Below are 26954 nucleotides of genomic sequence, written 5' to 3' on the forward strand. Positions count from 1 at the left end.
GCTCTCGTTGCTAGCCAAGCACATAGGCCCAGAGTGACACCGAAATTACGCCGAGGGCCGTTGTCAGCGTGATCGTCGAAGCGGCGAGACTGTGGCCGACACCAAAGCGATTGGCAATCAGCCAGGCGTTCACACCTGTTGGAACCGATGAAGTGAGCACCAGTGCTTTTCGCCATTCCGGGCTCAGGCCGAGAAGGTAACCGGCCGCGAGCACGCAGGCTGGCAACAACAAAAGCTTGAAGGCCGAAGTGACGCTGGCAACGCCGAGATTGCCGGAAATCCCATATTGCCGCAGGGCCATGCCGAGTGAAATCAATGCGGCCGGGCCTGCCGTATTGGCGATGCTGTCGACGACGGTGCCGAGCGTTGCCGGCAAGGGAATGCCGATAAGGTGCACGACAAGCCCGGCGACAAGTCCGATGACCAGCGGATTGCGGACGAGATTTCTGCCGACCTGCTTCAGGAGTTCGCCCGTGCTTCGCCCCGTGCCGCCGTTGGCCTTGCGCTCAGCCTGTTCCATCAGCATTGTGCCTGCGATCATCATGACGGGCAGATGCACGGCAATCAGGATCGATAGCGCCACGATGCCGTCGGCACCGACCACACGGCTCACCAGCGGCAGCCCGATGAAGACATTGTTGGCGAAGGCTGACGAGACACCGGCGAGCACCCCGATCCGCGCATCCCGCCCGAACAGCCGCGTCGCCGCCAGATGGCCGGCCGTCCAAGCGACCGCGACACCGGAAAAATAGGCGATCCACAATCGGAACGGCGAAGCTCCGTGAAAATGCGCGCCCGCAATGGTCTGGAACAGCAGCAGCGGCACGGCGATCTTGAAGACGAACTCGCTCATCGCCTCGCCAACGCTGGCCGTCAATATGCCGCCACGCACGATCAGCCAGCCGACGAGGATCAGCAGGAAAATCGGCAAGACATCGGAAAAGATTTCGGACATGCCGGGCGAGAAGGACTTGATGTGGCAGGGTCTTGCGGATTGATCCCTGAGTTGTAGCAGCTTGCCGTATTGTGAGAAGCCGAAAAGCGGTTGGAAACAAAAAAAGCGGGCTATGCCCGCTCAGACTGCTGACAAACCCGTCGATATTTTCGGCGGGTTTTATTTTATGACCATGGGTTGTTTTAAGTTGGGCTGTGCGGCGAGGGGAAGTTGGCGGCCTCTGGCCCTCACGCCAGGCTCGGTTTGGGTGCTTTGGTGAGCGCCATGGCGATCTTCTTGATGTTCTGCGCTGCTGCCGCCAGCAGGCACTGGCAGGCGACGCGGGTGAGACTTCGGAAGCGGGCATAGCGGTGCCCGTGCAGTTGCTTGGCATCGGCAAAGGAGCGTTCGACCGTCTCCTTGCGGCGCTTGTAGATAGCCCTTCCCCAGGGGGTGAGACGGTGGGCATCGGTGCGTTCACGAGCATCTTGCCAGACATGGCGGGTGATGGAGCGGACCGCTTTGGCGTTGGATGTGCAGGAGGCCAGCAGCGGACAGGTTTGGCAGATGGCCGGATCGGATGTGTAGTGCTTGTAGCCGTTGCGGTCGGTGGTGGCATAGGTCAAGAGCTGACCCTCGGGGCAGCGATAACCATCGGCTTGCATGTCATGGACGAACTTCGACTTGCGCATCATGCCGGCCTTGGGCGGCGTCGGATTGCGATAGCCGGTGACGCCGAGGATCTGCCGGTCTTCCAGCCCCTTGGCGATACCGGCCGTGGCATAGCCGGCATCCAGTCCGACGGCACCGACGTCGAAGCCGAAGCGGCGGCGCTGCCGGTCCAGCCGATCGAGATAGACGATCGAGTCATGCACGTTGGCCGGTGTGACATGGGTGTCGGTGATGATGGCAAGCTTGCCGTCCACCGTGCGGTGGTCGAGATAGAAGAAGCCCTTGGGCTTGCCGTCGCGCACCATATAGCCCGCCTCCGGATCGGTGCGGCTGACCTTGGTCTCCTTGACCTGCGGCTCGCGCTCCTTCTCCTTCAACGGCTTCTGGCCGTGCACGACACGCTCGGCCTCAATGGCCCGGTCGAGATCGGCCCAATAGTCGGCACGCGACTTTTCGATCATGGCAAGATCGTATTTGCCCTTGTTGGCATTGGCCTTCAGATGCGTCGAGTCGGTATAAAGCACCGTGCCGTCGACCAGCTTGTGGGCGATCGCCTGTTCGACGATATGATCGAAGATATCCTGGGCTACGCAGGGATCGTTGAAGCGCCGGCGGCGGTTCTGCGACAAGGTCGAGGCGTCGAACACTCCGTCCGTCAGCCTCAGCCGCAGGAACCAGCGATAGGCGACGTTGACCTCGATCTCGCGCACCAACTGACGCTCCGAGCGGATGCCGAACAGATAGCCGATAAACAGCGCCTTGAACATCAAGGTCGGATCGAGCGCCGGCCGGCCGTTGTCGGCGCAGTAAAGTCCGGCAACACGATCATGGATGAAGGAAAAATCGATCACCTGATCGATCTTGCGAAGCAGGTGATCCTTCGGCACCAGGCTATCGAGCGTCACCATCTCGATCGCCGTCTGTTCGGCAGCGGGTTTCTTCAACATATCCCAATGAATCACAAAATCCCCAGCATCGCCAGGGGTTTGTCAGCAGTCTGAACGGGCTATGCCCGCTTTTCCGCATCCGGCCCCGCCGGAGTCCTCCCGGTGCACAAGCCGCCAGTTCATCCGTGGTCGGCGCGCGTACCGGTGAGGCGGAAGGTATCATACCTTCCAGGAGCTGGCGGTGAATGCCTTGTCCGCATCCCATGCCAGTTCACTTGATAAGTGTTTACAGATGGAAAGTGACAAGCAAATGACTGGTTGAGATTTAGTTGCCGCGCGATGCACCGATTTTCCTTCCAAACTTCGGAAAAACCGCTAATACCGGATACCGGCTATCACCAATACCGGGGACCCCCTTTTTGATGACTCGTTTCGATGTACTGACCGTTGGCAACGCTATCGTCGACATTATCTCCCGCTGCAACGATCAGTTCCTGATCGACAACAAGATCACCAAGGCCGCGATGAATCTCATCGATGCCGATCGCGCCGAGCTGCTTTATTCGCGCATGGGGCCGGCACTCGAAGCCTCCGGCGGCAGCGCCGGCAATACGGCGGCTGGTGTTGCGAATTTCGGCGGCAGATCGGCCTATTTCGGCAAGGTCGCGGAAGATCAGTTGGGAGAAATCTTCGCGCACGACATCCGTGCTCAGGGCGTGCATTACGAGACTAAGCCGAAGGGTACGTTCCCGCCGACCGCCCGCTCCATGATCTTCGTTACCGAGGATGGCGAGCGTTCGATGAACACCTATCTCGGCGCCTGCGTCGAGCTTGGCCCGGAAGATGTCGAGGAAGATGTCGTCGCCGACGCCAAGGTCACCTATTTCGAAGGCTATCTCTGGGACCCGCCGCGCGCCAAGGAAGCGATTCGCGAATGTGCCCGCATCGCCCATGCCAATGGCCGCGAGATGTCGATGACCCTGTCGGACAGCTTCTGCGTTGGCCGATATCGCGACGAATTCCTCGATCTCATGCGCTCCGGGACTGTCGATATCGTCTTCGCCAATCGCGATGAGGCATTGTCGCTCTACGAGACGGATGATTTCGACAAGGCATTGAAGCTGATTGCGGGCGATTGCAAGATCGCAGCGGTGACAACAGGCAAGGACGGTGCGGTGATCGTGCGCGGCAACGAACGCTATGTCGTCGATGCCCATCCGATCGAAGAGCGCGTCGATACGACCGGCGCCGGTGATCTTTTTGCCGCAGGCTTCCTCTTTGGCTATACGCAAGGGCGTACGCTTGAGGATTGCGCCAAACTCGGCAACCTCGCAGCGGCTATCGTTATCGAACAGATCGGCCCTCGGCCGATGCGGTCGCTGTTGGAAGCCGCCAAGGAGGCGGGGCTTCTCTAATACCCGCACTCATTGGTTCCTGCAGATATAGAAGCCGCTTGCAGCAGGTCGTTGCAGGCGGCTTTCTTGTTAGTGCAATCTATCGCCAAAACAATCGAATGGTTCCGGCCTCGTAGAGAATGAGGATTCCAAGTGCCACGAGAACGAAGGGCACTATCCGATGTCCATAACGCCTGATCGGCGAGCCGATCGTCGGGTGATTGACAAGGAAGTGCGCGGCGCTCAGCCATAAAGCCGTCATCAACGCAAAGACGATCGCGATGATGGCAATCTCATCGATCGTGCGCGTGGCGAAGAGCGGCGTGTAGATGCTGATGTTGTCGCCGCCATTCGCAATCGTCACCGTCGCGACCGCCATGATATTGCCATGCCCGATTGACGCCTTCTCATGATCTTCCGGATTGTCCTCCGCTTCAGAACCTTGCCGCAACGTCCGTAGCGTCTTCAGACCCAGGAAGATCGGTACCAAGCCAAGAAGGCCGATATAGGCGGCGGGAACGACGAGAGAGATCAAGGAGGCAAGGGCGCTTGCGCCGCAAAGGGCGGCAATGCCCAGATATTGGCCGATGACAATCTGCCGGGTGCGAAATTTTCGATCCGCGAAAAATCCAAGCAAGACAAAAATATCGTCCACGTTCGTCGATGCAAACAGGACGATGGCAATGCCGAGATTCCCGAACAAATAATCCAACCACCGTTCCCCGCTCTTGATGCGATGCATCACCGCATCGAAAATCGCGCGGTTGCGGCCACCGTCGGGCTTTAAGGGGGGTTCTTTTTACTTGAAGGCTTCGCCGGGGTAGGCGCCCCAGATTTCGGACTGCGCGACCCAACCTTCGGTGCCGTCGGCGGTCGCCAGACACCAGTCGCCGGTGCATTCGCGGATGTTCATCATCACGCCCGGCTGCAGCTTGGCGATGACTGTGCTCGACGGCTGCGCATCGCGGCGCATGTTGACGAAGACCGCCTTGCCCTTGCCCTTCATCCAGGGCGCGGCGATGGCCGAGCGCTGGCCGGAGAGCAACGACTGATTGACCCAGCCTTCGGTGCCGTCGGCATCACGCACGCGGCGCCAATTGTCGTATTCCTGAATGATTTCGACCGGCAATCCCTGCTTGAGATACATCCATGACACTGCATAGTCCCCGCTGGGGCCGACGCGCAGGTTGACGCGCTTCGACTTCAGGGTGACGAACCTCGGCAGCGGCAATCCGCTTGGTCCCTTAGCGGCCTGGGCCGCGGCAAGATCGGCAGTGGTGCCGGCCATCATCAGGCCGATCGCGAAAACAGCGCAGGAATTCAGGATTTTGCCACGCATTGGATTTCCGTTCGCTCATCATGACCAAGACGCCGTTAAACGGCGCTTTTGTTCCGGTCATTGGCAAATCCCTGCGCCTCGCGCGCGAGTTTTGTTTGTCTTCGCCTGCGGGTCTGGTAGAAATGCCCGGAACGGGAAAATTATCCCGCTTCTTGGTTAAGAACATCTGAACAAGGCATCGCCGGTCGCCATGACGACGAAGAAAAAACCGAAGGTCTATATCACGCGCAAACTGCCGGATGCGGTGGAGACGCGGATGCGCGAACTCTTCGATGCCGAGCTCAACATTGACGATACGCCGCGCACGCAGGCGGAGCTTGTCGAAGCGGTTCGGTCCGCCGATGTGCTGGTGCCGACGGTCACCGACCGCATCGATGCCGCGCTGATCGAGGAAGCGGGGCCGCAGATGAAGCTGATCGCCAGCTTTTCCAACGGCACCGATCATATCGACATCGAAGCTGCCGCCCGCCGTGGCATCACGGTCACCAATACGCCGAATGTCTTGACCGAAGATACGGCCGACATGACCATGGCATTGATCCTTGCCGTACCGCGGCGCCTCGCCGAAGGTGCGCGGGTGCTGACGGACAAGCCCGGCGAGTGGGCCGGCTGGTCACCCACCTGGATGCTCGGCCGACGGATCCACGGCAAGCGCATCGGCATCGTCGGCATGGGCCGCATCGGCACCGCCGTCGCGCGCCGCGCCAAGGCATTCGGTCTGTCCATCCACTATCACAACCGCAAGCGCGTCAGCCCGAGGACCGAAGACGAGCTGGAGGCGACCTATTGGGACAGCCTCGATCAGATGCTTGCCCGCGTTGACATCGTTTCCGTCAACTGCCCATCGACGCCGGCGACCTTCCACCTGATTTCGGCGCGCCGGCTCGCTCTGCTGCAGCCGACAAGCTACATCGTCAACACGGCGCGCGGCGATGTCATCGACGAGACGGCGCTGATCAAGATCCTGCGTGAAGGCAAGATCGCCGGTGCCGGCCTCGACGTATTCGAGAACGAACCGGCCGTCAATCCGAAGCTGGTGAAGCTCGCCAACGAGGGCAAAGTGGTGTTGTTGCCGCATATGAGCTCCGCCACGCTCGAAAGCCGCATCGACATGGGCGACAAGGTCATCATCAACATCCGCGCCTTCATCGACGGCCATCGCCCGCCGAACCGCGTCCTGCCGTTTCGGTGAACTAGATCAGGCTCTTCCGCATCTCGATCGACGTCGTGCGGTCGAAGCCCGCGTGGCGGTTCTCGGCGGTTTTCCGGAATCCCCAGTTGGCAAAGGTAATGTGATTACCGGTCAGCTCGATCCGCGTTTCCAGCTGCAATTCTGCAAGGCCATGTTCCCGCGCCGTCGTCTCTGCAAGCCACAGCAAGCGCCTGCCGATCCCCTTGCCCTGCGCGGCCGGCAGGACACCGAGCTTGCCGATATAGAGGCTATCCAGTTCCGGACGGCAGAATATGCAGCCGGCTAATTGATCATCTTTGAACGCAACATAGCCGATCTCGTTGCTCGCCTTTTCTCGGAGCGATTGCGGGGTCAGCGTCAGCGCCGAAGAGGGCGGATCGATCCTCCCGTTCATATAGGCGAAAGAGGCAAAAATGAGCTCAAGCAGCTCCTGCCAGCGGTCGAAGCTGTCGTCGAGACGCTGAAGAATGATATCTGTCATTATTCGGCCGCGGCCCTCGGGCGCTTGCGCCGATAGCGGACCGTCTCGAAGCGAGCGGCAAGCCCGTCATAGAGCAGCAGCCGGCCGATCAGCGGTTCACCGATGCCAGTGATGAGCTTGATCGCCTCCATTGCCATCAGCGTGCCGATGACGCCCGTCAAGGCACCGAGGATACCAGCCTCGGCACAGCTCGGAATGAGACCTTGTGGCGGCGGCGCCGGGAACAGATCGCGATAGCGTGGATTGGGGAGGCCGTCGGCATCATTCTCATAAGGCTTCAGCGTCGTCACGGACCCGTCGAAGCGCCCGACTGCGCCGGTCACCAGCGGCAGACGCGCCGCTTCGGTCGCATCGGCGGCCGCATAGCGCGTGTCGAAATTGTCGGAGCCATCGATGACCAGATCGAAACCGGCAAGATGTCGCGTCGAAGTATCGGGGCTGAACCGCTCCTCGAAACGGATGACGCGCACATGCGGGTTCAATCGCGCGATGGCATCCGCCGCGCTTTGCGTCTTCAGCTCGCCGATCGTCCCAGTATCGTGAATCACCTGCCGCTGCAGGTTGGAAAGCGAAACGCGGTCGTCATCGACAATACCCAGCGTGCCGACACCGGCGGCGGCGAGGTACTGCAGCACCGGCGCACCAAGGCCGCCAGCGCCGATAACAAGCACGCGTGCCGCCTTCAGTCTTTGCTGGCCGGCGCCGCCGACCTCCGGCAGGAGGATATGGCGCTGATAGCGGGCGATTTCGTCTGAGCTCAAAGGGTCCATGCGAGCGAGCCTATCACAATCGGGGCAAAGGAGCCGCTATGATTTCGTAATGCCGCCATGCGCGACGGTAAAGAATTGCGCACGCTCGCCAAGCGCGGAAAACATCGCCTTATCGGTGCCGGTCATGAAGGCCTGGCCGCCGAGCCCGTCGATCAGGTCAAAGAGGGCTGCACGCCGGCCTTCGTCCAGATGCGCGGCGATTTCATCCAGCAACAGGATCGGCGCATGGCCGGTCAAATTGCCGACGAGGCGGGCATGGGCAAGGATGAGGCCGACGAGCAGCGCCTTCTGTTCGCCCGTCGAGCAGCGCTCCGCTTCCATATGTTTCTCGCGATGACGCACCAGCAGATCGGCCCGGTGCGGACCGTCAAGCGTACGCCCGGCGGCCGCGTCGCGATAACGACCGTCACGCAGCATCTCGGCATAGCTGTCCTCGAGATCGACGGCCGGACGATCGAACTGCCGGTCGAGGAAACCGGAGAGCTCTAGCGTTGCCGACGGAAAAGGCGTCGCCTCGCGGCTGTCGTCGATCAGTCGGGTAAGAAGGCCGAGCATTTCCTGTCGGGCGAGCGCCATGGCGATGCCGAGACTCGCCATCTGTTCTTCGATGCCGGCAAGCCAGGAAGGATCGAATCGGCCTTCGGCGAGTAATTTGTTGCGGCTGCGCATAGCGCGTTCGAAATCGCTGGCGCGGCGGCCATGCGCCGGATCGAGCGACAGCACCAGCCGGTCGAGGAAACGCCGCCGTTCGGAGGAGCCGCCAGTGAACAATCCATCCATGGATGGCGTCAGCCAGAGCACGCGCAGATGGTCGGTCAGTTCGTCCGCGGTCTTCGCCGGCGTACCGTTGATTCTGAGTTTTCGGGCCGTCGTCTCGTCTGTCGCGTCGACACCGGTGCCGATCTCGACTTCGCCGTCCATGCCATCGAGTTCGGCGAAGATCGAAAAGCCGCCCGATGCGTCGACGCGCGTGACATCCGCATAGGCCGCGCGCCGCAGCCCGCGCCCCGGCGAGAGGAAGGAGACTGCCTCCATCAGATTGGTCTTGCCGGCGCCGTTGTCCCCGGTCAGCACCACATGCCGCTCGTCAAGCGCAAGCGCCGCCGCCGCATAATTGCGGAAGTCGGTCAGCTTCAGGCGCGAGATGAAAACCTTGTGCGGCATCGGGCATCCGGATTCGTGTCGATGGCCGAGGGGTATGCCGAACCCCGCACAAGTGCAAGGATTTTGCCGATGGCTACGGAAGAAGGTGGGTGGGGAGACTGCGGGGCCACTCTCGTCCTTCGACGGGCTCAGGATGAGGGTGGAGCGGATCTGGCACCCAGCCGCAAAAGAGCAATCCAGTGGCAGATGTCCGAAGGAACCCTCAAACTGGAAGGGGAGTATCGCGAATGGGTGCAAAAGATCAGCCTCGTGGTGAGGCGGGAGCGAAGCGACCCTCGAACCACGAGGGCGGGTGATTCGACACCAAATAAAAAACCGGCCGAATCACCGGCCGGTTTCACGTGAAGCAATATGATTCGCCGCTTAGTCGCTGAACGTATCGAAGAAATCCTTCATGCGGGAAAAAAAGCCGGTTGATTCGGGATTGTTGTCCTTCGAGGAGATCTGCTCGAATTCCTGCAGCAGCTCGCGCTGACGCTTGGTGAGCTTTTGCGGCGTTTCGATCTGGATTTGAATGTAGAGATCCCCGACCTGGCTGGAGCGCAACACCGGCATGCCCTTCGCCTTCAGGCGGAATTGCTTGCCGACCTGCGTGCCCTCGGGAACGGTGACGCGCGATTTCGTGCCGTCGAGCGTTGCAACGTCGAAGGTGCCTCCAAGGGCCGCCGTTGTCATCGAGATCGGTACGGCGCAATAGAGATCGGCCCCGTCGCGCTGGAAGAATTCATGCGGCTTGACGGAGAGGAAGATGTAGAGATCGCCCGAGGGCCCGCCGCGCAGGCCGGCTTCGCCTTCGCCCTGCAGCCGGATGCGCGTGCCATCCTCGATGCCGGCCGGGATGTTGACCGAAAGCGAACGCTCCTCGGTCACGCGGCCTTGGCCGTGGCATTTGGTGCAGGGATCGGGAATGATCTGGCCGCGCCCATGGCAGGTCGGGCAGGTACGTTCGACCGAGAAGAAACCCTGTGCCGCCCGCACGCGGCCCGCACCCTGGCAAGTGCCGCAGGTCTTCGGCTGCGTGCCCGGCTTGGCGCCGGAGCCGGAACAGACGTCGCAGGTGATCGATGTCGGCACGCGAATCTGCGCCGTCTTGCCGGTGAAGGCCTCTTCGAGCGAGATTTCCATGTTGTAGCGAAGGTCGGCGCCGCGTTCGCGACCGCCGGAGGAGCGCCCGCGCGAGCGTCCGCCACCCATCATCTCGCCGAAAATATCTTCGAAAATATCGGAGAAGCCACCGCCGCCGAAGCCGCCGCCGCCAAAACCGCCGCCACCGCCCATGCCGCCATGCTCGAAGGCGGCATGGCCGTAACGATCATAGGCCGCGCGCTTCTGCGGGTCCTTGAGCGTCTCGTAAGCTTCGTTGATTTCCTTGAACTTTCGCTCGGCGTCCTTATCCTCCGGGTTCTTGTCCGGATGAAATTTCATCGCCAGCTTGCGAAAAGCGCTTTTCAGCTCTTTTTCATCTGCCGTCCTGGCGACGCCCAACGTGTCGTAAAAGTCCGCTTTTGCCATTAAGGAATAGACCCCGGAAATGGATTTCCGGCTGCCCTAAGACAGCCGGATGAGTTTCAGCAAAACCAGTTATGGCTTGCGATTATGCAGACCGCTTACGGTCGTCCTCGTCCTTGATTTCCTCATAGTCGGCATCGACGACATCGTCCTTGCCGCCTGCCGATGCATCAGCGGCAGAACCTTCCGCCTGCTGCGACTCATAGATCGCCTGGCCGAGCTTCATGGACACTTCCATGAGCGTCTGGGTTTTGGCCTTGATGTCCTCGGCATCCGGTTCGGAAGCTTCGGTGGCCGCCTTCAGCGCTGCGATCGCCTCGGAGATCGCATTGCGGTCGGCTTCGGTGACCTTGTCGCCGTAATCCTTCAGCGACTTCTCGCTGGAGTGGATCAGGCTTTCGGCCTGGTTCTTGGCTTCTACGCCTTCGCGGCGCTTCTTGTCCTCGGCGGCATGGGCTTCGGCATCCTTGACCATCTTCTCGATGTCGGCGTCAGAGAGGCCGCCCGAAGCCTGGATGCGAATCTGCTGTTCCTTGCCGGTGCCCTTGTCCTTGGCCGAAACCTGGACGATGCCGTTGGCGTCGATGTCGAAGGTGACTTCGATCTGCGGCACGCCACGCGGAGCCGGCGGCAGGCCGACGAGGTCGAACTGGCCGAGCAGCTTGTTGTCGGCAGCCATTTCGCGTTCGCCCTGCGAAACGCGGATGGTCACGGCCGACTGGTTGTCGTCGGCGGTCGAGAAGGTCTGCGACTTCTTCGTCGGGATCGTCGTGTTGCGCTCGATCAGGCGGGTGAAGACGCCGCCCAGCGTTTCGATGCCGAGAGACAGCGGGGTCACGTCGAGCAGCAGAACGTCCTTGACGTCGCCCTGCAGAACGCCGGCCTGGATGGCAGCGCCGAGAGCGACGACCTCATCCGGGTTGACGCCCTTGTGCGGCTCCTTGCCGAACAGTTGCTTGACGACTTCCTGTACCTTCGGCATGCGGCTCATGCCGCCGACGAGAACGACTTCGTCGATTTCAGCGGCGGTAACGCCAGCATCCTTGAGCGCTGCCTTGCAGGGAGCGATGGTGCGCTGAACGAGATCGTCGACCAGGCTTTCCAGCTTGGCGCGGGTCAGCTTCAGCGTCAGGTGCTTGGGACCGGTGGCGTCTGCCGTGATGAAGGGCAGGTTGATTTCGGTCTGTTGCGAAGAGGACAGTTCGATCTTGGCCTTTTCAGCGGCTTCCTTGAGACGCTGCAGAGCGAGCTTGTCGCCCTTGAGGTCGATGCCGTTGTCCTTCTTGAACTCGGCAACGAGATATTCGACGAGACGCATGTCGAAGTCTTCACCGCCAAGGAAGGTGTCGCCATTGGTCGACTTCACTTCGAAGACGCCATCGCCGATTTCCAGGATCGAAATATCGAAGGTGCCGCCGCCAAGGTCGTAGACGGCGATGGTCTTGCCGTCCTTCTTGTCGAGGCCGTAGGCAAGTGCTGCAGCAGTCGGCTCGTTGATGATGCGCAGAACTTCAAGACCGGCGATCTTGCCGGCATCCTTGGTTGCCTGGCGCTGCGCGTCGTTGAAGTAGGCGGGAACGGTGATGACGGCCTTTTCGACCTTTTCGCCGAGATAGGATTCGGCGGTTTCCTTCATCTTCTGAAGGATCATTGCGGAAACTTGTGCGGGCGAATAGCCCTTGCCCTGCGCTTCGACCCAGGCATCGCCATTGTCACCGCGAACGATCTTGAAGGGAACGAGATGCTTGTCCTTCTCGACGGTCGGATCTTCGTAGCGGCGGCCGATCAGGCGCTTGACAGCGAAGAGGGTATTGGTGGGGTTGGTGACCGCCTGACGCTTGGCCGGCTGGCCGACGAGGCGTTCGCTGTCGTCAGTGAAGGCTACCATCGAGGGGGTGGTGCGGGCGCCTTCGGCATTCTCGATCACTTTCGCGTCCTTGCCGTCCATGACGGCGACGCAGGAATTCGTAGTTCCAAGGTCGATACCAATTACTTTTGCCATGTCATTCTCTCCTTGAAGCAAGCTATCGGAACCCCTGTCAGGCATTCCATTGACAGCCCCTTACGGGATGGTCTTGAGGATTGCGCAGCCATGACTGCGGTGATGCCGCGTATATAAGTAGCGGTTTTACTGACTGCAAGGCAGGAAATCACCTGGAATCCAGCAAAACGAATGGTTTGTCGTCCAAATTCCACAGTGTCCCATCGAGGCGGTGAGCCCGTGGAATTTGGGCAATCATCTATCAGATCAGCCTTGACCCGGCCATGCAAGCGGCAATGGCGAGAATCGTTTCCTATTGCCCCAGGATGATATCGAGAAGCGATGAGCGGTGGTGCCGCCGCACCGTCGCCGGAGTCGGGCTGGGATCGCCGATATCGGCAGGTGGGATATCGTCGTCGTAGTACCTGTCCGAGCTGTAGGGATTGTCGTCGGCAAGGCCCACGGGCGGCAGATCCTCGGGATCGTCGTTCATCGCGGCCTGATTGACCGGCTGCTGCTGGATCGGTTGCTGCGCCGGACGTTGCCGGATCATAGGCTGGCTCTGCTGTTGTGCATCCTGCCCGCCGTTGCTGCCGGAGATGATAGCGCCGATCGTCGTTTGCTGATCGCCATTCGGTGCAGTTTCTGCCACCGGCAGGCCGTTGTCGATGATCTGGCCGCCGCCAAAGATCGGGGTCGGTGTCAGGCCCTTGTGGGCGGCGACCATGAATTCCTTCCAGGCCTTGGCCGGCAGCCCGCCTCCCGTCACCTTCTTCATCGATTTGCCGTCGTCATTGCCGAACCAGACGCCGGTGGTCAGATGGCTGGTGAAACCGACGAACAGCGCATCGCGGAAGGATTGCGTCGTGCCGGTCTTGCCGGCCGCCTGCCAGCCGGGAATGCGGGCGGCCTTGCCGGTGCCGAAATTGATGACGCCGGTCATCATCGCATTCATGTTGGTGACGACATCTGGGTTCAAGACTCGCGGCGGGTTGTCGAAATTCGCCTGGTAGAGCACCTTGCCGGAGGCCGTCGTCACCTTGGTTATGACATGTGGCGTCGCCTTGTAGCCGCCGTTCATGAAGGCGGCATAGGCCGAGGTCAGCTCCAGCAGCGAGACTTCCGATGTGCCGAGCGCGATCGATGCATTGGCCTGCAGGTCGGATTCGATGCCCAGCCGATGCGCGACCTTGACCACCTGCTCCGGCCCGACTTCGGTCGCAAGCTGCGCGGCCACCGTGTTCAGCGAATGGGCCACCGCCGTGGCGAGCGTCACCGGCCCGCTATATTTCTGCTCGTAATTTTCCGGCGCCCAGTTGCCGATCTTCACCGGCGCGTCATTGCGGATCGAGTTTGGCGTCAGGCCCATCTCCAATGCCGCGGTATAGACGAAAGGCTTGAAGGCCGAGCCCGGCTGGCGCTTGGCGGTGACGGCGCGGTTGAACTGGCTCTGCGCGTAGTCGCGGCCGCCCACCAGCGCACGGATGGCGCCCGTTGCGTCCACGGAGACGAGGGAGGCCTGCGAAGCGTTGAGTTTCTTGCCGTCCTTGGCAAGCACATCGTTCAGTGCCTGTTCGGCCTTCTGCTCCAGCGACGTGTCGATCGTGGTGTCGACGGTCAGATCTTCTTTGACGGCGCCGCCGATCAGGCCGGGAAGCTGGTCCATGACCATGTCCGCGACATAGTTCTGCGCGCCGCTCCAATAGCTTGTCGCATGCGTCGGCGGCTGCGACATCGCCGTCTTGATATCGGCTTCGCTGATGAAACCCTGGTCGCGCATCGCCTGCAGCACGAGCTGCGCGCGGGCTTCGGCCGCAGCGGGATCGCGCGCTGGCGACAGCTTCGACGGCGCCTTGACGAGGCCGGCGAGCATGGCCGCTTCGCCGAGATTGACGTCGCGGGCGGACTTGTTGAAGTAACGTTGTGCCGCCGCCTCGACGCCATAGGCGTTCGCGCCGAAGTAGACGCGGTTCAGGTACATCGTAAGGATCTGATCCTTGGTGTACTTGTGCTCCAACCAGATGGCGAGCAGCACTTCCTGCACCTTGCGTTCGAGCGTGCGCTCCGGCGACAGGAAGAGGTTCTTGGCGAGCTGTTGCGTCAGTGTCGAGCCGCCCTGCACGGCATGGCCGGTCAAAACGTTCGTCACCACCGCGCGCCCGAGGCCGATCGGATCGAAGCCGAAATGCGAATAGAAGCGGTGGTCCTCGATTGCGATGATCGCCTCGGGAATATAGGGCGACATATCTTTCAGCGTCAGAGCTTCGCCGCCGGTCGCACCGCGATTGGCGATGATGCTGCCGCCGACATCGGCGATCTTGACGTTTGGGGGTCGATCGGGAATGGCCCAAGTGCTGGCGTTCGGCATGCGCGATCCATAATAGACCACGAGGCCGGCGGCACCGATGCCGGCCCAGATGCAGAGCACGATGCCCCAATAGATCACCGAACGGAGGAAACCGAAGAAGCCGCCGCCGCGCTCGCGCCGCGGCTGCTTGCGCCGATTTTTAGGGCGGCGCGGTCTGTCCGGCAGGGGATCCTCGCCCCGACCGGAGGAACGTCCGCCGCCGGCAATCCGCTCGCCTGCGCTGAAACCATCATCGCTGCGTTCGTTACCGCCTGAAAACGAGGGCTCTATCCTCTGGCCTGATCTGCTTTTGCCTGCCATTGCGGACCGGTCGTACCCCCGATGGTTCCATATTCCAATGTCTGATGTTGGGCCGCAACGCGCCCGCTCGTCCCCCGCGCTCGCACCGCCTGGGCGTTATAGCCGGGGTGAACTGTAAATGCGGCGATTTAAGGAGGAATTAAAAACATCCTTAACCGATCGCAGCGGCAGCATTCGTCCATCCACAACGGGTTTGTTCAAGGAACTTTTGTTTTTCTCGTGCATTCTCTTTTCATAAAATAAGGGGGCGAGCAAATGAGTTCACATATCAACCTCGATAAAGTTGGTGAGAATAAGCTGCGGGAAGTCTGGAGTGTTGAGGATTTCGTGCGGCGCCATCGCATTTGCAAGGAAGAGGAACTTCGGCTGAAGAAGCTGTTCGGCGACTTCGCCACCAAGCAGGAGCTGCTGTCGAACGCGCAGAGGCCCCCACTATTTCGTTAGAGACTGTTTCGCTAAGAGAGTGGACAGGCCTGACGCGAGGTCATCGTGAACCGCTGTGACCAGTTGGTCCGTTGCGGGAGGCGGTATCATGTGGAAACGCTTTGAATTATGGCTGATCGACCAGCTTGACCGAATTTTCGGACTGGAGCGGCTCGCCCGCCGCGCCGGCTTCTCGGCCGATGATGCGAAGCGGATTGCACGGAAAAAGTGAGAACATCCGATACTCCTCCTGTTTGCGAGAGATGATGTTTGCTTCGGCTCTCTTGGAACTTTGCGGCCATTAAAAACTTTATCCTTAGGTGAAACTCCTGGAGTCGCGGGCCGGTTTCAGCCGGGCCGCGAGTTTACCCTTTTGGATTGTTTTCGATCCCATGGAATGCGCTTGAATGTTCCATATTTTCGAATACTCTGATTGAGGTTATAGTGGAGTCGCAAGCACCCGGTAGCGCGCGTGAGGAGGAGTATTCATGCGACACATCAAATGGAGCAATCCGATCGAGATCGGTTTCGCCCATGGCAGCTCTCAGACGGTGACCGGCCCCTCCGAGGCCCTGAATTGCATGGCCAACCTCTGGCCAGATCGACGCGGTCCGCTCTACGTGGCTGCAAGAAGCGTCTGCCGAGCTGCGATCGACGGACGGAAATCCGCCGAAGAGGCGCGTGAAATGTTTATTTCCGCGACGCGCGAGGCGCATCTGAAAACCCATTGAGGCAGCGCGGCGCTTTCGACGCCGCCCGATCGCTCAATCTTCCGAGCCGGTGAATGCCGGCTGTTGTCGCGCAAATTCGAAGGCGCGTTTCCTCCTGACATCGTCATTTCGATTTCGCCGCCGCATTCCCGGATGGCAAGCGGCTGCCAGGCATAAATTGCGCAATGTAAAAGGCCAGCGACGTGGGTCGCTGGCCTGGTTATCTCATTGCCTGAAGATAATTTACCGGTTGAAGCCTCTGGGCGTCATACGGCAATCAGGCTGCCCAGCCGGGCAAGGGTCGACACGGTCGGGGCTATATGGTCCTGGCGAACCGGCATTCGGCCGTGGATTGTTCTGCCCCTGTTGTGCTTGTGGTTGCCGCGGCTGTTGCTGCTGCGGTTGTTGTTGCTGCGGCGGCGGCCGGCGCTGCTGATCGCCCTGGCGGTTATCGTCACGCCGACGGTCCTGACCGCCCCAGTCCTGGTTATTGTCCTGTTGCCCACCCCAGTCGCGGTTGCGATCCCGTTGCCGGCGCCAGTCTTCATTGTCCTGCTGGTCACCCCAGTCGCGGTTTCGGTACGGGCGGCGATCCCAGTTGCTGTCCGATCCGTCATTCCAATCAGGGTTACGATAAGGACGCTGATCCCAATTCGAATCCGGGCGACGGTAGCCCCAGCCCGGCCCGCGCCGCCAACGATCACGATCGCGGTAGAAATCGCGGCCACGGTAATAGCGATCCCAGTAATCGTCGAGATTGAAGGTGATGGTCGGAATGCCGAGCGGCCGGTAATATCGCGGTCCGACATAGATGCGGCGCGATTGATAGGTTGCCTGGATGTACTGACCGGCGACCCAGCCGCGGCCGCCAAAGAAGGAGACGTCGCACCATGGCGTTTCGTTAAGGCAGCCGTTGATTTCCAGCGGCGTGCCGACGGGGATCATGGTCACTGCCGGATACCGCGTGCTCGGGCCGGACCTCATATTGACGTTGGCGGTGGCAAAACCCTCTGCGGCTTCCGCGATTGCCGGTATCGCAACGAGTGCGGTCAGCGTAATGGCGGCAAGAAGCTTATGATTCATCAATGCTCTCCTTCGCGCGTCGCCGGCAGGATAGGGTTGCTCGGCGGCAGCGCTGATTGCTGTTGCCCGCTTGTCAGACATATCCGGCAAGGGACATGTGGTGCGGTTACAGGACCCGGCATGCCGTTTCCAGTTTCGATAAGATGAAAGTTAGCGCAATCGCGGGATTCTGTTAGGGTCCAGCGCTATTCCTTCAATCTTTTCAGGAGTTTTAGGGGAATTTGCATGAATGCAGGTTGAACGGATGCGGGCAAGACCCTCAAAATTGCATTAAATTTTAGACAGGTCTACTTACTATCTTGAAGGTTACTGCGGCTTACGCGTCTTCTGGTCATATGGTCCGGGAGAATAATTTTGCCGGCCTTGAAATCGTCACTTTGCCACCCGATATGAACTGCAGTCAGTCAGTCGGTGAATGCCGGGCGCGCTTTAAAGCGAGCCGTTTTCATTCCCTGGAGATTGCGGAAGTGGCGTTGACCTTGTGTTAACCTTTCGCGATCAATCTGGCTGCAGTTCTACCTTCCCTTTGACCACGGATGTACTGGCACTGATGTGAGGGTGGATGACGAAAGGCCGGCTTGTTCCGGCCTTTTTGTTTATTGACTGTCTGGTGGCGTGCTTTGCGGAAGCGGAGCGCGCCATTTTCAATTTGGTCCATTTTTCCGGATAAAGAAAAACCGCCGCAGTTGCCCGCGGCGGTTCGTATGAAAAGCGCCCGGAGGAACTGGGCGGTCCTATTAGTTGACGGTCTTCTTGGCTGCGACCTTGACGACCTTGGCCGGGGCCTCGGCAACGATTGCCTTTTTGGCCGGAACATAGCCGGCGCCGATCGCCACGTTCAGTTTGATATAGTCGATAGCGCTCTGTTGGACAGCTTGGGCAAGGCTGTTCTGCGCATCCGAAACGTTTCGCTGTGCGTCGAGAACGTCGAGCAGCGAAGAGGCACCGTCCTTATAGCTTGCCGTCGAGAGTTCGAGGGCTTCCTGATAGGACTTCACCTGCGCCCGCAGTGCGGCAACCGTCTGAGCATCGCGGCTGACGGCTGACAGGGCGTTTTCGACCTCTTCCACGCCAGACAGCACCGTCTGCTTCCAGACGATATACTCTTCGCGGCTGGTGGATTCGGCGCTCTTGACGTTGGCGCGCAACCTGCCGCCATCGAAGATCGGCAACGTCAGGCTTGGGCCGAATGACCAAGTTGTCAGGCCGCCGCTGATGGAGTTCGTGTGGATATAGGATGGCGAAATCGAACCCCCCAGCGTGATCGTCGGATAGAGCTGGGCCTCCGCCACGCCGATCTGAGCGGTCGCAGCCGCAAGGTTACGCTCGGCGATACGGATGTCGGGCCGGTTGCGAATGAGGTCTGCGGGGACCCCCGTATCCACGCGGCCGCGGAATACCGGCTGGCTACCGCCGCCCTGCAACTGGGCGATAATGGTCTGCGACGGCACGTTCAGCAGGGTTGCGATATGATGCACTGCCTGTCGATAGTTGATTTCGAGGCCCGGAATTGTCGAAAGCGTCGAATTGACGAGACCTTCAGCCTGGACGACGTCGAGGCGGGAAGCGGCGCCGGCATCGAGCTGGAACTTGGTCAATGCCAGCGTCTCGCGGCGCGACTTCAGGTTAGCCTGCGCAATCAAGATGCTGGCCTGATAGAAGCGGACATTGACATAGCTGGTTGCCAGATCCTGGAGATAGGTCAGGCGAGCAGAGTCGACGTTGGAATAGGCGGCATCCAGCGATGCGTTGGCACTTTCTTTGGCGCGGCGATATTGACCCCAGAGGTCGAGCAGCCACGAAGCCGTGACATCGCCGGCGGAGGTGTTGCGCGTTTCGGTTTCCGTGCGCAGGCTGCCCTTTTGGCCGCTGGTGGTGTGGCTACCCGACACTGTGAGGTTCGGCATTCCGCCGGCGGCGGCGGAGACAACGTTGGCCTGAGCCTGATTGATGCGTTCCAGCGCCTGCTGGATGTTGAGGTTTTCTGCAAGTCCTTGCTCAGCCAAGGCGTTCAGCTTCTTGTCGCCGAAAGCGGTCCACCATTGCGAACCGGAGACGTCGCCGTTGACCTTCGTACCGCCCTCCGAGAACTTGGCCGCGAGGGGCATTTCCGGTGGCTTATGATCGGGGCCGCTGACGCAACCTGCCAGAAGAAGCAGCAGGGCGGGGGCGGCAGTACGAATGGATACCATCACATTATCCCACAATTCATTTTACATGGTCACTATCTTACGGAGTCAACGTGACCCCATGCGTGTAGGCGCTTCTGTCTACGCAATACCAACAAACGACCCGAAGCATTCGGCGTCAATCTATCAACAAGTTTGCAATAGCACAGTGCCTTTTGCGATTTTTCGCGGCGGAACACCTGTGGGAACATGACAAATAGGGGGGTTCGGGTAAAAAAATTATGAAGTGTTGCAAAAAACATACCCTTCCCCTTGCCACTTAAAGCAGTGGGTGGGGAAGGATTCGAGATTAGTTGCAACTTTGAGGCGGTCATTCGACACGGCTGCACCGGGTTGAATGCCTATTCAGACGTTTCCCTATGGGAAATAGGGGGAGAGGCTTGCGCGAACCCGGTCGCGCGGTGTTGCACCGCGGTCGTCAGGAACGAAAGCCGTAGCCGTGATCGCTTCGTAAGCGCGGATGTACACCTTTGAGGTCTGTTCGATCAGGTCGAGCGGAATTTCCGGTATCTCGTCCTTATAGGGATCGCACCGCTCGCTCACCCAGGCGCGGACGAAATCCTTGTCGAAACTTGCGGGACGCACGCCCCTTTCGAAGCTGTCTTGGTAACTATCGGCCAACCAGTAGCGGCTGCTGTCCGGCGTGTGAATTTCGTCGGCGAGCAGGATGTTGCCGTTTTCGTCGGTGCCGAACTCATATTTCGTGTCGACCAGGATCAGCCCCCGTGTCCGGGCAATCTCCTGGCCACGCGCGAACAAAGCCAGCGCGTAGTCCGACAATGTCTGCCATTGCTCCTTCGTCAAAAGCCCTCGCTCGATGATCTCAGCCGGCGTCAGCGGTTCGTCGTGGCCGCCGTCGAATTCCTTGCTGGTCGGTGTGATGATCGGCGTTGGCAGGATCTGGTTGTCGCGCATCCCGTCCGGCAACGTAACGCCGTACATCTCGCGCTGACCTTTCTTATAGAGTGTCAGGATCGAGGTGCCGGTGGTGCCGGCAAGATAGCCGCGCACGACGATCTCCACTGGCAGGATGTTCAGCCGCTTGCCGACGACGACGTTCGGATCGGGATAGGCGATGACGTGGTTCGGGCAGATGTCCTTCGTCGCCTCGAACCAGTAACGCGCCGTCTGCGTCAGCACCTGTCCCTTATACGGAATGCAGGTGAGGATGCGGTCGAAGGCGCTCAACCGGTCGGTGCTGATGATGATGCGGCTCCCATCCGGAAGGTCATAATTTTCGCGCACCTTGCCGCGGTAATAATTGGGCAGTTCCGGAAAATGGGCTTCGGAGAGAATTCGCAAGATGGTCACCCGCAGGCTCGTGCATCCGCCCGGCGGACGCTTCATGGTTGGTCCCTTAACGCATAATACCAGAAATCGGAATCGATTTTCGGGCGGGATCGTCTTCGTCTGTCAAGCGCGGTCGCGCCCTCAAATCCAGAACCAGCCGATCAAGGCGAGCGCCAGACCGTAGCTGAGAATGGTCAGCAGCCAGCCGGCGCGCAGGAAGTCGCTGAAACGATAGCTGCCGATGCTCATGGTCAGCGTATTGTTGTGGTGGCCGAACGGCGTGATGAAATCGAGCGAGGAGCCGACCGCAACGGCAATCAGATAGGCGTTGGCGGAATGCCCGGCCTTGGCTGCCAGTTCGAAGGCGATCGGCGTCAACACGATGGCGACGGTGGCGTTGTTGACGAATGGAGTGATCGCCATTGCCAGAAACAGGATGAGCGCGACGCCGAAACCCGGACGCTCGATTGGCACGATGGTGCCGAGCCAGGCCGCCAGCATCTCCGCCGTCCCCGATGACGCGACTGCCGCGCCGAGCGGGATCATCGCCGCCAGCATGATGATGATCGGCCAGTTGAGGTCGGCGATCGCAGCGCGCAGATTGATGAAGTTCAACAGCGCCATCGCCAGAATGACGCCTGCAAAGGCGATCTCGGGGCGAAGCAGGCCGGTGCCGGTGGCGAGCACGCCACCGGCAAAAAGCAGAAGCGGCCAGAAAGAGCTGAGCGGAGGCGTATGATCGTGGCTAGCAGCCAGCGGCAGGCATTCGCATTCCTCCAGCGCCTCGGCGATCGCGTGCTTCGGCCCTTCCAGCTTGAGAATATCGCCGATCGCCAGCGCAAGATCGTCGAATCGCCCCTCAACGCGCGGCGAGCGCATGGATAGGCCGGTGATCGCGATCCCGCGCGAGCGAAAAACGTCGAGCGATTCGATGTGCGAACCGATCAGCGTGCTTTGCGGCATGACTACCGCTTCGCTGCGAATGAAATCGGATCCATAGGGATCGGGATGAGATTCGAGCGTCAGCACGCCTTTCGCCGACAGCCTGTCGAACAGTACATCCGGTCCTTCGGCAAGCAGAATGTCTCCAGCCTCGATTACGGTACCTTCGACAGGGGAGGCGACGCGGCTGCCGCGAATCAGCGCGTGCGGCTGGATACCGAAAGCCCGACGGCAGTCCACCAGGCGCTGCCCGACCAAGGGAGAGCCGTGCGGTATCCGGCGTTCAGCGATCATCTGCCGGTCTATGGTCTGGCCGGGAGCCGCATCCTCCTCGCCAGATTTGGGAAACAGCCGCGGAACCGTTGTGGCGATCAGGATCACGCCGACTATGGCAACTGGCAAGCCGACATAGGCGAAGTCGAAGAAGTGAAAGCCGCGTCCCGTCGCCCTCAGCAGCGCGTCGCTGACCAGAAGGTTGGCCGGCGTGCCGATCAGCGACACCAATCCGCCGAGCAATGCCGAAAATGAAATGGGGATCAGCAATTGTCGCCGCGGAATGGCTGTGACGTCGGCGATGCGCAGCGCTACCGGCAGCGCGATGGCATAGGCGCCGATATTGTTCATGAAGATCGAGATGAAGGCCGTCAGTCCGGAAAGCGCAGCGGTGATCAAAAAAGACGGCGGGTCGGCGGCAAGCATTCGATCCGCCAGCGCGCCGAAAAGCTGTGCCCGCGACAGCACCTGCACGATCAGCAGGATTTCGATCACGGTGATCACGACCGGGCTTGCGAGGCCGGAAAAGACCCCCTCCGCCGGATAGAGGCCCAGCACGTATCCGGCAAGCAGCCCGGCGATCGAGATGATCTCGATCCGAAAACGGTCAAGACAAAACAGCGCCAGCATCAGTCCCAGAAGGACCAGCAGGGATGCTTGTTCGAACGTCATGGGCAGGCCCCCGAGATTCGCTTGCACCCAGAATGAACCAGCCCGCCGGTTCTGTACAGCCCCGGCGCGGCGTGCCGTCAGGCAGGCCTATGCCACCAGCCGTTGCGGCCTCTTTCGAGGATCGGTGTCGAAAACACGCCGACGATCCGCTCGCTCCACGGTTTGCCGGTGGCATCGACCCGCTCCCGCCAGCGTTCGGATTGCAGCATGGCAGCCCCGATCACGACAGGCTCGATACCGCATGCAGTCAGAAGCTCCAGGCCGGAGACGATCGAAGCGCCGCTCGAGATCACGTCGTCGATCAACGCAACCCGCCTCCTTTGAAGGAGCGGCAGCATGCGCGGGTCGATATAAAGCCGTTTCTCCTGGTTCGGCGTGGTGATGGAGGACAGCGAAACCGACAGATCCTCGCGATACCAGAATTTGCGTGAGGTGCCGAGCGGAACATAACGCTGATGGCCGAGCACGCGGGCGATGGCGCTTGCCAGCGTCAACCCGAGCGTCGGCAGTCCAGCGACGACATCGACATCATGCACGGCGATGCGTGCTGCCAGCGCTTCTGCCAGCGCCTCCTGCACGGAAAAACTTGCCTGATTGATGATCAGCGAGGCCAGCGCGCGACCGCCATCGGCCAGCACGCGGATCGGCAGGCGTAATTGCCGCCCGTCCGGCAGTTCCGCCACATAGAAATCGCGGAATTCGCCCCTGGCATCAAAGCTTTGCGGTGGATGGATCTCCTGCCAGAAATCATGAGGCTGCATTGCGTCCCGCCTTCTGGCCATTTCGTCCGTTCTTTTCCATGCCCGCCCTGCGGCGAAGCCCGAGAATCTCCGCCTCCGTCAGCGGTCGGACCGCGCCTTTCGCAAGATCGCCGAGCGCGATGTCGCCGAAGGCGACGCGCACCAGCCGCAGGCACTCGATGTCGAGTACCTCCAGCATCCGCCGGATTTGCCGGTTGCGCCCCTCCTTGAGCTCGACCTCGATCCAGGCGTTGCGGTCGCCGCTGCGCAGCAACCGGGCGGAGATGGCGGTCAGAAGCTCGCCGTCATCGATAATTCCACGTTCCATGCGGCTCAGGAGCTCCTGGTCCATGATGCGGTTGATCTGGACGTGATAGATCTTGCTGACATGGGTGACGGGGTCGAGCAGCGCCTGCGCCAACACGGTATCATTGGTGAAAAGAAGCAGCCCTTCGCTTGCCTTGTCCAGCCGCCCGACCGGCGCCAGATGTCGGGCGTCGATATCTTTCAGACAGTCGTAGACCGTCGGCCGGCCCTCGGGGTCGTCGCGTGTCGTCACCAGCCCGCGCGGCTTGTTCAGCATGAAATAAAGCTGCTTTTCCGCCGCGATCTCGACGCCGTCGATGGCAATCCGCGCCCGGTCGAGATCGATCCAGGCGGCCGGATCAGTGATCTTGCGGCCGTCGACAGCAACACGGCCGGCAGCAATCAGCGCTTCCGCCTGGGTGCGGGAGCAATAGCCAAGCTTCGACAGCGCCCGCGGCAGCGTGACACGCTTGCCCTCCGCCTCCGGCCGGCCTTTTGCTCCCTTGCCTGATCTCTGCGGTGCATGCCTTTGGCTCACGCCGTTGCCTCGTCCTGTTTTGTCGATGGTCAAGCGTATCAGCCGACAAGGCCAATTCTCCGCACGAGGCCAATTCTTCGCACGAGGAACATCCGGACGCAAACCGCAACAAAGGGAAACACACAGGACAGACAGGGCTCGCGCCTTGTCGACGCGAGCCCTGCCGGCGGGCCGGAGCGGCGATGGGTCGGGTGTGGCGACGCCGGGGTAGCTGTCGCCGTCCGCTCCGGAGGGAAGGCCATTGCCGCGAACCTGCATGGCGTCTGTTGCCGGAATTTTTCAGAACGGCGGAAATTTGTTACAGTTTGTATCATCGGCCGTTTCCTTGTTGTCAAAAGCGCCCTTCGCCTCGCATGGATGCATCATGGTTTCTGCATCGCTTCTTCTGGTCGAGGACGACCGCGAAATTAGAGCGCTTCTGGAGGAGTTCCTGAGCCGCGAAGGTTTTGCCGTCGAGGCGGTCGAAAGTGCCGCCGCCATGGATCGCGCACTCGCCAGAGGTTTCCCCGATCTCATCATTCTCGACTTGATGCTGCCAGGCGAGGATGGTCTTTCGGCCTGCCGCCGCATACGGGCGCGCAGCCAGGTGCCGATCCTGATGCTGACGGCGAAGTCCGATGATATCGATCGCATTCTCGGCCTTGAAATGGGCGCCGACGACTATCTCGGCAAACCCTTCAATCCGCGCGAGCTTTTGGCGCGCATCCGCGCCATCCTGCGCCGCTCCGGCCCCGAACGCCTGGAGGAGGGCGGTGGCCCACGCCGGCGCAAGAGTTTCGCGGGCCTCATCGTCGATCTCGACGGTAGGGCGATCGAGATAGAAGGCGAGGGTCCGGTGCGCCTGACGACCGCGGAGTTCGATCTGCTTGTCTGCTTCCTGGAAAGGCCGCGCCGGGTGCTGTCGCGCGACCAATTGCTCGATTGGACGCGCGGACGCGGTGCCGACCCTTTCGATCGCACTATCGATGTCACCGTCTCGCGCCTGCGCACCAAGCTTGCGCAGTATTTGCCCGATGGCGCACAGGTCATCACCACCGTCCGCAATGCCGGCTATCTCCTGACCGTCGATGTGAGGGATGTCTGAACCATGCTGAAACTCGGTCTCGTTTCCCGCATCATCATGATCGTCGCCGTGGCGCTGTTCATCATCCAGCTCGCCGCCTTCGTCGCCGCCGGTTTGAAGCCGGACTTACCGCTCAGCCATCAGCTGTCGCCGGCGATGCAGGTCAGGTCGGCGGTGCGCCTGCTCGATACCATTCCGCCCGAAGCACAAGAGCAGGCCGTGCGGGCGCTGAACGCGACCGGTCTGGATCTGCGCCTGGTCAATGCCACAGCGCCCGCGCAAAATGATGCGGCCGATCCCACGCTTGGCCGCACATTCGCCCGTGAGTTTGCCAATATGGCATTCGGCGATCGTTATTTCAGCTTGCGCTCTCTCCCGGAACGGCCGCAAGGCTGGTTTTCGGTCGGTGCTCCTGACCGGACGATCGAAGTGTCGATTGGTGTTGCCGGCGGCAAGGTCGCTGTCTTCAGCTTGACCGATACGCCGACGGTGCGGCTGCGCGGCGTGCCGGTGGGCTTTATGGCCGGGCTTCTCGGCGTTCTGGTGGCGGTGATCGCCGTCGTCGCCGTGGCGCGCGAGACCAGGCCGTTGACGCGGTTGTCCCGCACCGTCAATTCCATCGGCAAGGGCCTGCAGCCGATCGATATTCCAGAGCGGGGCGCTTGCGAGCTGCGCATGCTGATCCGCGCCATCAACGGCATGCAATTGCGCATCGCTGCCTTGATCAACAACCGCACGCTGATCCTCGGGGCGATCTCCCATGATCTCAGGACCTACCTCACCCGCTTTCGGCTACGTATGGAGATGATGCCCGACACTTCGCATCGCGAGCGGGCGATCGCCGATATCGAGGCCATGCAGCGCCTCGTGGAAGAAGCGCTGGGCCTTGCCCGCAGCACCGTCGTTTCCGGAGGAAGGGATATCGCCGACCTCAATGCGGCTGTTTGTGCGCTTGTCGCCGAGCGCCAGGACGGACCGGATCTCGTCTCGTTTTCGCCGTTTGGAAGAGAACTGGCGGTGACGATGCCGCAGACGGCGCTGGCCCGGGTGCTGGACAATCTGATCGACAATGCGCTGCGTTATGGCGGCAGGGCTGATATTTGCATCGAGCGCCGCGGCGATCATGCGGTCATCATTATCGGCGACCGCGGCCCGGGCATTCCGGTGGAGCGGCGCAAGGATGTGCTCGAACCCTTCGTTCGTCTGGAGGAATCGCGCAATCGCGATCTCGGCGGGAGTGGTTTGGGACTGACGATCGTCCGGCAGATCCTGGACGCGCATAATGGCGCGTTTTGCCTGGAAGATCGTGATGGCGGCGGGCTCAATGCCATTGTGCTCTTGCCGCTTGCAACGAGCGGTCGGGTGGCCGCCTGAATTAGGACACAACAGAGGGTTCGCGCGCAAGCGCGCGATCTCTGTCATCTGTCGCGTTACCGCTCAATGACGGGTGAGGAAGCGCTTCAGTTCCTCCCGGCTGACGACGATGCCCGCGGCGGCTTTTTGCGGGTCCGGATGGGTGTAGGTGAAGCTCGGCAGGTCAGGCAGATCCAATGCCTGGCGCATGTTCATGATGCCGAGCGCCCTCCTTCCGGTGGCGCTGTCGACGCTGACTTCGACGATGCTCTCTGGTCTTGTTATTTCCATAAGGTGTCCTCCCACCTTCTTATATAGCAGAAATCTCATGTAAAATATTGGTTTTTATGAGACCTAGCTTAGATAAAAAGGCTTAAGGCG

General features: G+C 60.7%; 25 protein-coding genes. 8 read left to right on the forward strand and 17 right to left on the reverse strand.

Annotation, left to right across the window (positions count from 1 at the left end; all coding sequences use genetic code 11):
• Positions 1-10: 10 nt before the first annotated feature.
• Together QA646_RS17240 and QA646_RS17245 are read right to left on the reverse strand one after the other, a co-directional pair.
• Positions 11-955 carry an AEC family transporter gene (locus QA646_RS17240; RefSeq protein ID WP_283056602.1) on the reverse strand — a complete coding sequence of 315 codons (945 nt, stop codon included), beginning with the start codon at positions 953-955 and terminating at the stop codon, positions 11-13.
• Positions 956-1182: 227 nt separating this feature from the next.
• Positions 1183-2553, reverse strand: coding sequence for an IS1182 family transposase (locus QA646_RS17245; protein WP_283055236.1), 1371 nt, complete (start codon positions 2551-2553; stop codon positions 1183-1185).
• A gap of 362 nt (positions 2554-2915) precedes the next feature.
• Between QA646_RS17245 and QA646_RS17250 the strand changes: the two genes are divergently transcribed.
• Positions 2916-3908, forward strand: a complete 993-nt coding sequence (locus QA646_RS17250; RefSeq protein WP_283056603.1) for an adenosine kinase — start codon at positions 2916-2918, stop codon at positions 3906-3908.
• 79 nt (positions 3909-3987) lie between these two features.
• On the opposite strand, the gene QA646_RS17255 is transcribed toward QA646_RS17250, so the two are convergent.
• Positions 3988-4599, reverse strand: a complete 612-nt coding sequence (locus QA646_RS17255; protein WP_283056604.1) for a cadmium resistance transporter — start codon at positions 4597-4599, stop codon at positions 3988-3990.
• A gap of 87 nt (positions 4600-4686) precedes the next feature.
• Positions 4687-5226: an SH3 domain-containing protein gene (locus QA646_RS17260; RefSeq protein ID WP_283056605.1), complete on the reverse strand. Its 540-nt coding sequence runs from the start codon at positions 5224-5226 to the stop codon at positions 4687-4689.
• Between QA646_RS17260 and QA646_RS17265 the strand changes: the two genes are divergently transcribed.
• Both QA646_RS17265 and QA646_RS17270 read left to right on the forward strand, forming a co-directional pair.
• Positions 5226-5396 (forward strand): hypothetical protein, encoded by a 171-nt coding sequence (locus QA646_RS17265; protein ID WP_283056606.1) that lies wholly within the window; start codon positions 5226-5228, stop codon positions 5394-5396. The genes QA646_RS17260 and QA646_RS17265 overlap by 1 nt on opposite strands.
• Before the next feature lie 20 nt (positions 5397-5416).
• Positions 5417-6418, forward strand: coding sequence for a D-glycerate dehydrogenase (locus tag QA646_RS17270; RefSeq protein WP_283056607.1), 1002 nt, complete (start codon positions 5417-5419; stop codon positions 6416-6418).
• Between the two features lies 1 nt (position 6419).
• Here QA646_RS17270 and QA646_RS17275 read toward each other — a convergent pair whose 3' ends face one another.
• The 6 genes from QA646_RS17275 to QA646_RS17300 all read right to left on the reverse strand — a co-directional run bounded on the left by QA646_RS17275 (position 6420) and on the right by QA646_RS17300 (position 14991).
• Entirely contained in the window at positions 6420-6890 is a 471-nt protein-coding gene (locus QA646_RS17275) for a GNAT family N-acetyltransferase (protein WP_283058902.1), read from the reverse strand.
• Positions 6891-6898: 8 nt separating this feature from the next.
• The gene (locus QA646_RS17280; protein ID WP_283056608.1) at positions 6899-7669 is read right to left on the reverse strand and encodes a molybdopterin-synthase adenylyltransferase MoeB; all 771 of its coding nucleotides are present in this window, start codon (positions 7667-7669) and stop codon (positions 6899-6901) included.
• A gap of 36 nt (positions 7670-7705) precedes the next feature.
• On the reverse strand, positions 7706-8833 hold the full coding sequence (recF, locus tag QA646_RS17285; RefSeq protein ID WP_283056609.1) for a DNA replication/repair protein RecF: 1128 nt from the start codon (positions 8831-8833) through the stop codon (positions 7706-7708).
• Positions 8834-9196: 363 nt separating this feature from the next.
• Entirely contained in the window at positions 9197-10345 is a 1149-nt protein-coding gene (gene dnaJ / locus QA646_RS17290; protein ID WP_028754631.1) for a molecular chaperone DnaJ, read from the reverse strand.
• Between the two features lie 82 nt (positions 10346-10427).
• Positions 10428-12344: a molecular chaperone DnaK gene (gene dnaK / locus QA646_RS17295; protein ID WP_283056610.1), complete on the reverse strand. Its 1917-nt coding sequence runs from the start codon at positions 12342-12344 to the stop codon at positions 10428-10430.
• A gap of 292 nt (positions 12345-12636) precedes the next feature.
• The gene (locus tag QA646_RS17300; protein WP_283056611.1) at positions 12637-14991 is read right to left on the reverse strand and encodes a transglycosylase domain-containing protein; all 2355 of its coding nucleotides are present in this window, start codon (positions 14989-14991) and stop codon (positions 12637-12639) included.
• 255 nt (positions 14992-15246) lie between these two features.
• Between QA646_RS17300 and QA646_RS17305 the strand changes: the two genes are divergently transcribed.
• The 3 genes from QA646_RS17305 to QA646_RS17315 all read left to right on the forward strand — a co-directional run bounded on the left by QA646_RS17305 (position 15247) and on the right by QA646_RS17315 (position 16145).
• Positions 15247-15435 carry a hypothetical protein gene (locus QA646_RS17305; protein ID WP_283056612.1) on the forward strand — a complete coding sequence of 63 codons (189 nt, stop codon included), beginning with the start codon at positions 15247-15249 and terminating at the stop codon, positions 15433-15435.
• 88 nt (positions 15436-15523) lie between these two features.
• Positions 15524-15646, forward strand: a complete 123-nt coding sequence (locus QA646_RS17310) for a hypothetical protein (protein WP_283056613.1) — start codon at positions 15524-15526, stop codon at positions 15644-15646.
• A gap of 256 nt (positions 15647-15902) precedes the next feature.
• Positions 15903-16145, forward strand: a complete 243-nt coding sequence (locus QA646_RS17315) for a DUF982 domain-containing protein (protein ID WP_120702623.1) — start codon at positions 15903-15905, stop codon at positions 16143-16145.
• Positions 16146-16367: 222 nt separating this feature from the next.
• Here the strand turns inward: QA646_RS17315 and QA646_RS17320 are convergent, their stop codons facing one another.
• From QA646_RS17320 to QA646_RS17345, 6 genes are all read right to left on the reverse strand, one after another.
• Positions 16368-17207, reverse strand: a complete 840-nt coding sequence (locus QA646_RS17320) for an SH3 domain-containing protein (RefSeq protein ID WP_283056614.1) — start codon at positions 17205-17207, stop codon at positions 16368-16370.
• A 737-nt stretch (positions 17208-17944) separates the two neighbouring features.
• Positions 17945-19399 carry an efflux transporter outer membrane subunit gene (locus QA646_RS17325; RefSeq protein ID WP_283056615.1) on the reverse strand — a complete coding sequence of 485 codons (1455 nt, stop codon included), beginning with the start codon at positions 19397-19399 and terminating at the stop codon, positions 17945-17947.
• A 354-nt stretch (positions 19400-19753) separates the two neighbouring features.
• Positions 19754-20698 (reverse strand): phosphoribosylaminoimidazolesuccinocarboxamide synthase, encoded by a 945-nt coding sequence (locus QA646_RS17330; RefSeq protein WP_283058903.1) that lies wholly within the window; start codon positions 20696-20698, stop codon positions 19754-19756.
• A gap of 129 nt (positions 20699-20827) precedes the next feature.
• Positions 20828-22573: an SLC13 family permease gene (locus tag QA646_RS17335; protein WP_283056616.1), complete on the reverse strand. Its 1746-nt coding sequence runs from the start codon at positions 22571-22573 to the stop codon at positions 20828-20830.
• 77 nt (positions 22574-22650) lie between these two features.
• On the reverse strand, positions 22651-23334 hold the full coding sequence (locus tag QA646_RS17340; protein ID WP_283056617.1) for a phosphoribosyltransferase: 684 nt from the start codon (positions 23332-23334) through the stop codon (positions 22651-22653).
• Entirely contained in the window at positions 23321-24157 is an 837-nt protein-coding gene (locus QA646_RS17345; RefSeq protein ID WP_283056618.1) for a pseudouridine synthase, read from the reverse strand. Before QA646_RS17345 ends, QA646_RS17340 begins: the two co-directional genes overlap by 14 nt.
• A gap of 364 nt (positions 24158-24521) precedes the next feature.
• Here QA646_RS17345 and QA646_RS17350 point away from each other — a divergent pair, with 364 nt between their 5' ends.
• Positions 24522-25241 (forward strand): response regulator, encoded by a 720-nt coding sequence (locus QA646_RS17350; RefSeq protein WP_283056619.1) that lies wholly within the window; start codon positions 24522-24524, stop codon positions 25239-25241.
• Positions 25242-25244: 3 nt separating this feature from the next.
• A complete protein-coding gene (locus QA646_RS17355; RefSeq protein WP_283056620.1) occupies positions 25245-26594 on the forward strand; it encodes an ATP-binding protein in 1350 nt (449 codons plus the stop codon).
• A gap of 63 nt (positions 26595-26657) precedes the next feature.
• Here the strand turns inward: QA646_RS17355 and QA646_RS17360 are convergent, their stop codons facing one another.
• Complete coding sequence (locus QA646_RS17360; RefSeq protein WP_283056621.1) at positions 26658-26864, reverse strand: hypothetical protein; 207 nt, start codon at positions 26862-26864, stop codon at positions 26658-26660.
• Positions 26865-26954 lie beyond the last annotated feature (90 nt).

This window comes from Rhizobium sp. CB3090, assembly GCF_029714285.1.
In the GTDB taxonomy this organism is placed as follows: Bacteria; Pseudomonadota; Alphaproteobacteria; order Rhizobiales; family Rhizobiaceae; genus Rhizobium.

Coding starts and splice junctions, on each gene's coding strand:
- QA646_RS17240 (WP_283056602.1), bottom strand. CDS start 955: ATGTCCGAAATCTTTTCCGATGTCTTGCCGATTTTCCTGCTGATCCTC.
- QA646_RS17245 (WP_283055236.1), bottom strand. CDS start 2,553: ATGTTGAAGAAACCCGCTGCCGAACAGACGGCGATCGAGATGGTGACG.
- QA646_RS17250 (WP_283056603.1), top strand. CDS start 2,916: ATGACTCGTTTCGATGTACTGACCGTTGGCAACGCTATCGTCGACATT.
- QA646_RS17260 (WP_283056605.1), bottom strand. CDS start 5,226: ATGCGTGGCAAAATCCTGAATTCCTGCGCTGTTTTCGCGATCGGCCTG.
- QA646_RS17270 (WP_283056607.1), top strand. CDS start 5,417: ATGACGACGAAGAAAAAACCGAAGGTCTATATCACGCGCAAACTGCCG.
- QA646_RS17280 (WP_283056608.1), bottom strand. CDS start 7,669: ATGGACCCTTTGAGCTCAGACGAAATCGCCCGCTATCAGCGCCATATC.
- recF (WP_283056609.1), bottom strand. CDS start 8,833: ATGCCGCACAAGGTTTTCATCTCGCGCCTGAAGCTGACCGACTTCCGC.
- dnaJ (WP_028754631.1), bottom strand. CDS start 10,345: ATGGCAAAAGCGGACTTTTACGACACGTTGGGCGTCGCCAGGACGGCA.
- dnaK (WP_283056610.1), bottom strand. CDS start 12,344: ATGGCAAAAGTAATTGGTATCGACCTTGGAACTACGAATTCCTGCGTC.
- QA646_RS17300 (WP_283056611.1), bottom strand. CDS start 14,991: ATGGCAGGCAAAAGCAGATCAGGCCAGAGGATAGAGCCCTCGTTTTCA.
- QA646_RS17305 (WP_283056612.1), top strand. CDS start 15,247: ATGAGTTCACATATCAACCTCGATAAAGTTGGTGAGAATAAGCTGCGG.
- QA646_RS17310 (WP_283056613.1), top strand. CDS start 15,524: ATGTGGAAACGCTTTGAATTATGGCTGATCGACCAGCTTGACCGAATT.
- QA646_RS17315 (WP_120702623.1), top strand. CDS start 15,903: ATGCGACACATCAAATGGAGCAATCCGATCGAGATCGGTTTCGCCCAT.
- QA646_RS17320 (WP_283056614.1), bottom strand. CDS start 17,207: ATGAATCATAAGCTTCTTGCCGCCATTACGCTGACCGCACTCGTTGCG.
- QA646_RS17325 (WP_283056615.1), bottom strand. CDS start 19,399: ATGGTATCCATTCGTACTGCCGCCCCCGCCCTGCTGCTTCTTCTGGCA.
- QA646_RS17335 (WP_283056616.1), bottom strand. CDS start 22,573: ATGACGTTCGAACAAGCATCCCTGCTGGTCCTTCTGGGACTGATGCTG.
- QA646_RS17340 (WP_283056617.1), bottom strand. CDS start 23,334: ATGCAGCCTCATGATTTCTGGCAGGAGATCCATCCACCGCAAAGCTTT.
- QA646_RS17350 (WP_283056619.1), top strand. CDS start 24,522: ATGGTTTCTGCATCGCTTCTTCTGGTCGAGGACGACCGCGAAATTAGA.
- QA646_RS17355 (WP_283056620.1), top strand. CDS start 25,245: ATGCTGAAACTCGGTCTCGTTTCCCGCATCATCATGATCGTCGCCGTG.
- QA646_RS17360 (WP_283056621.1), bottom strand. CDS start 26,864: ATGGAAATAACAAGACCAGAGAGCATCGTCGAAGTCAGCGTCGACAGC.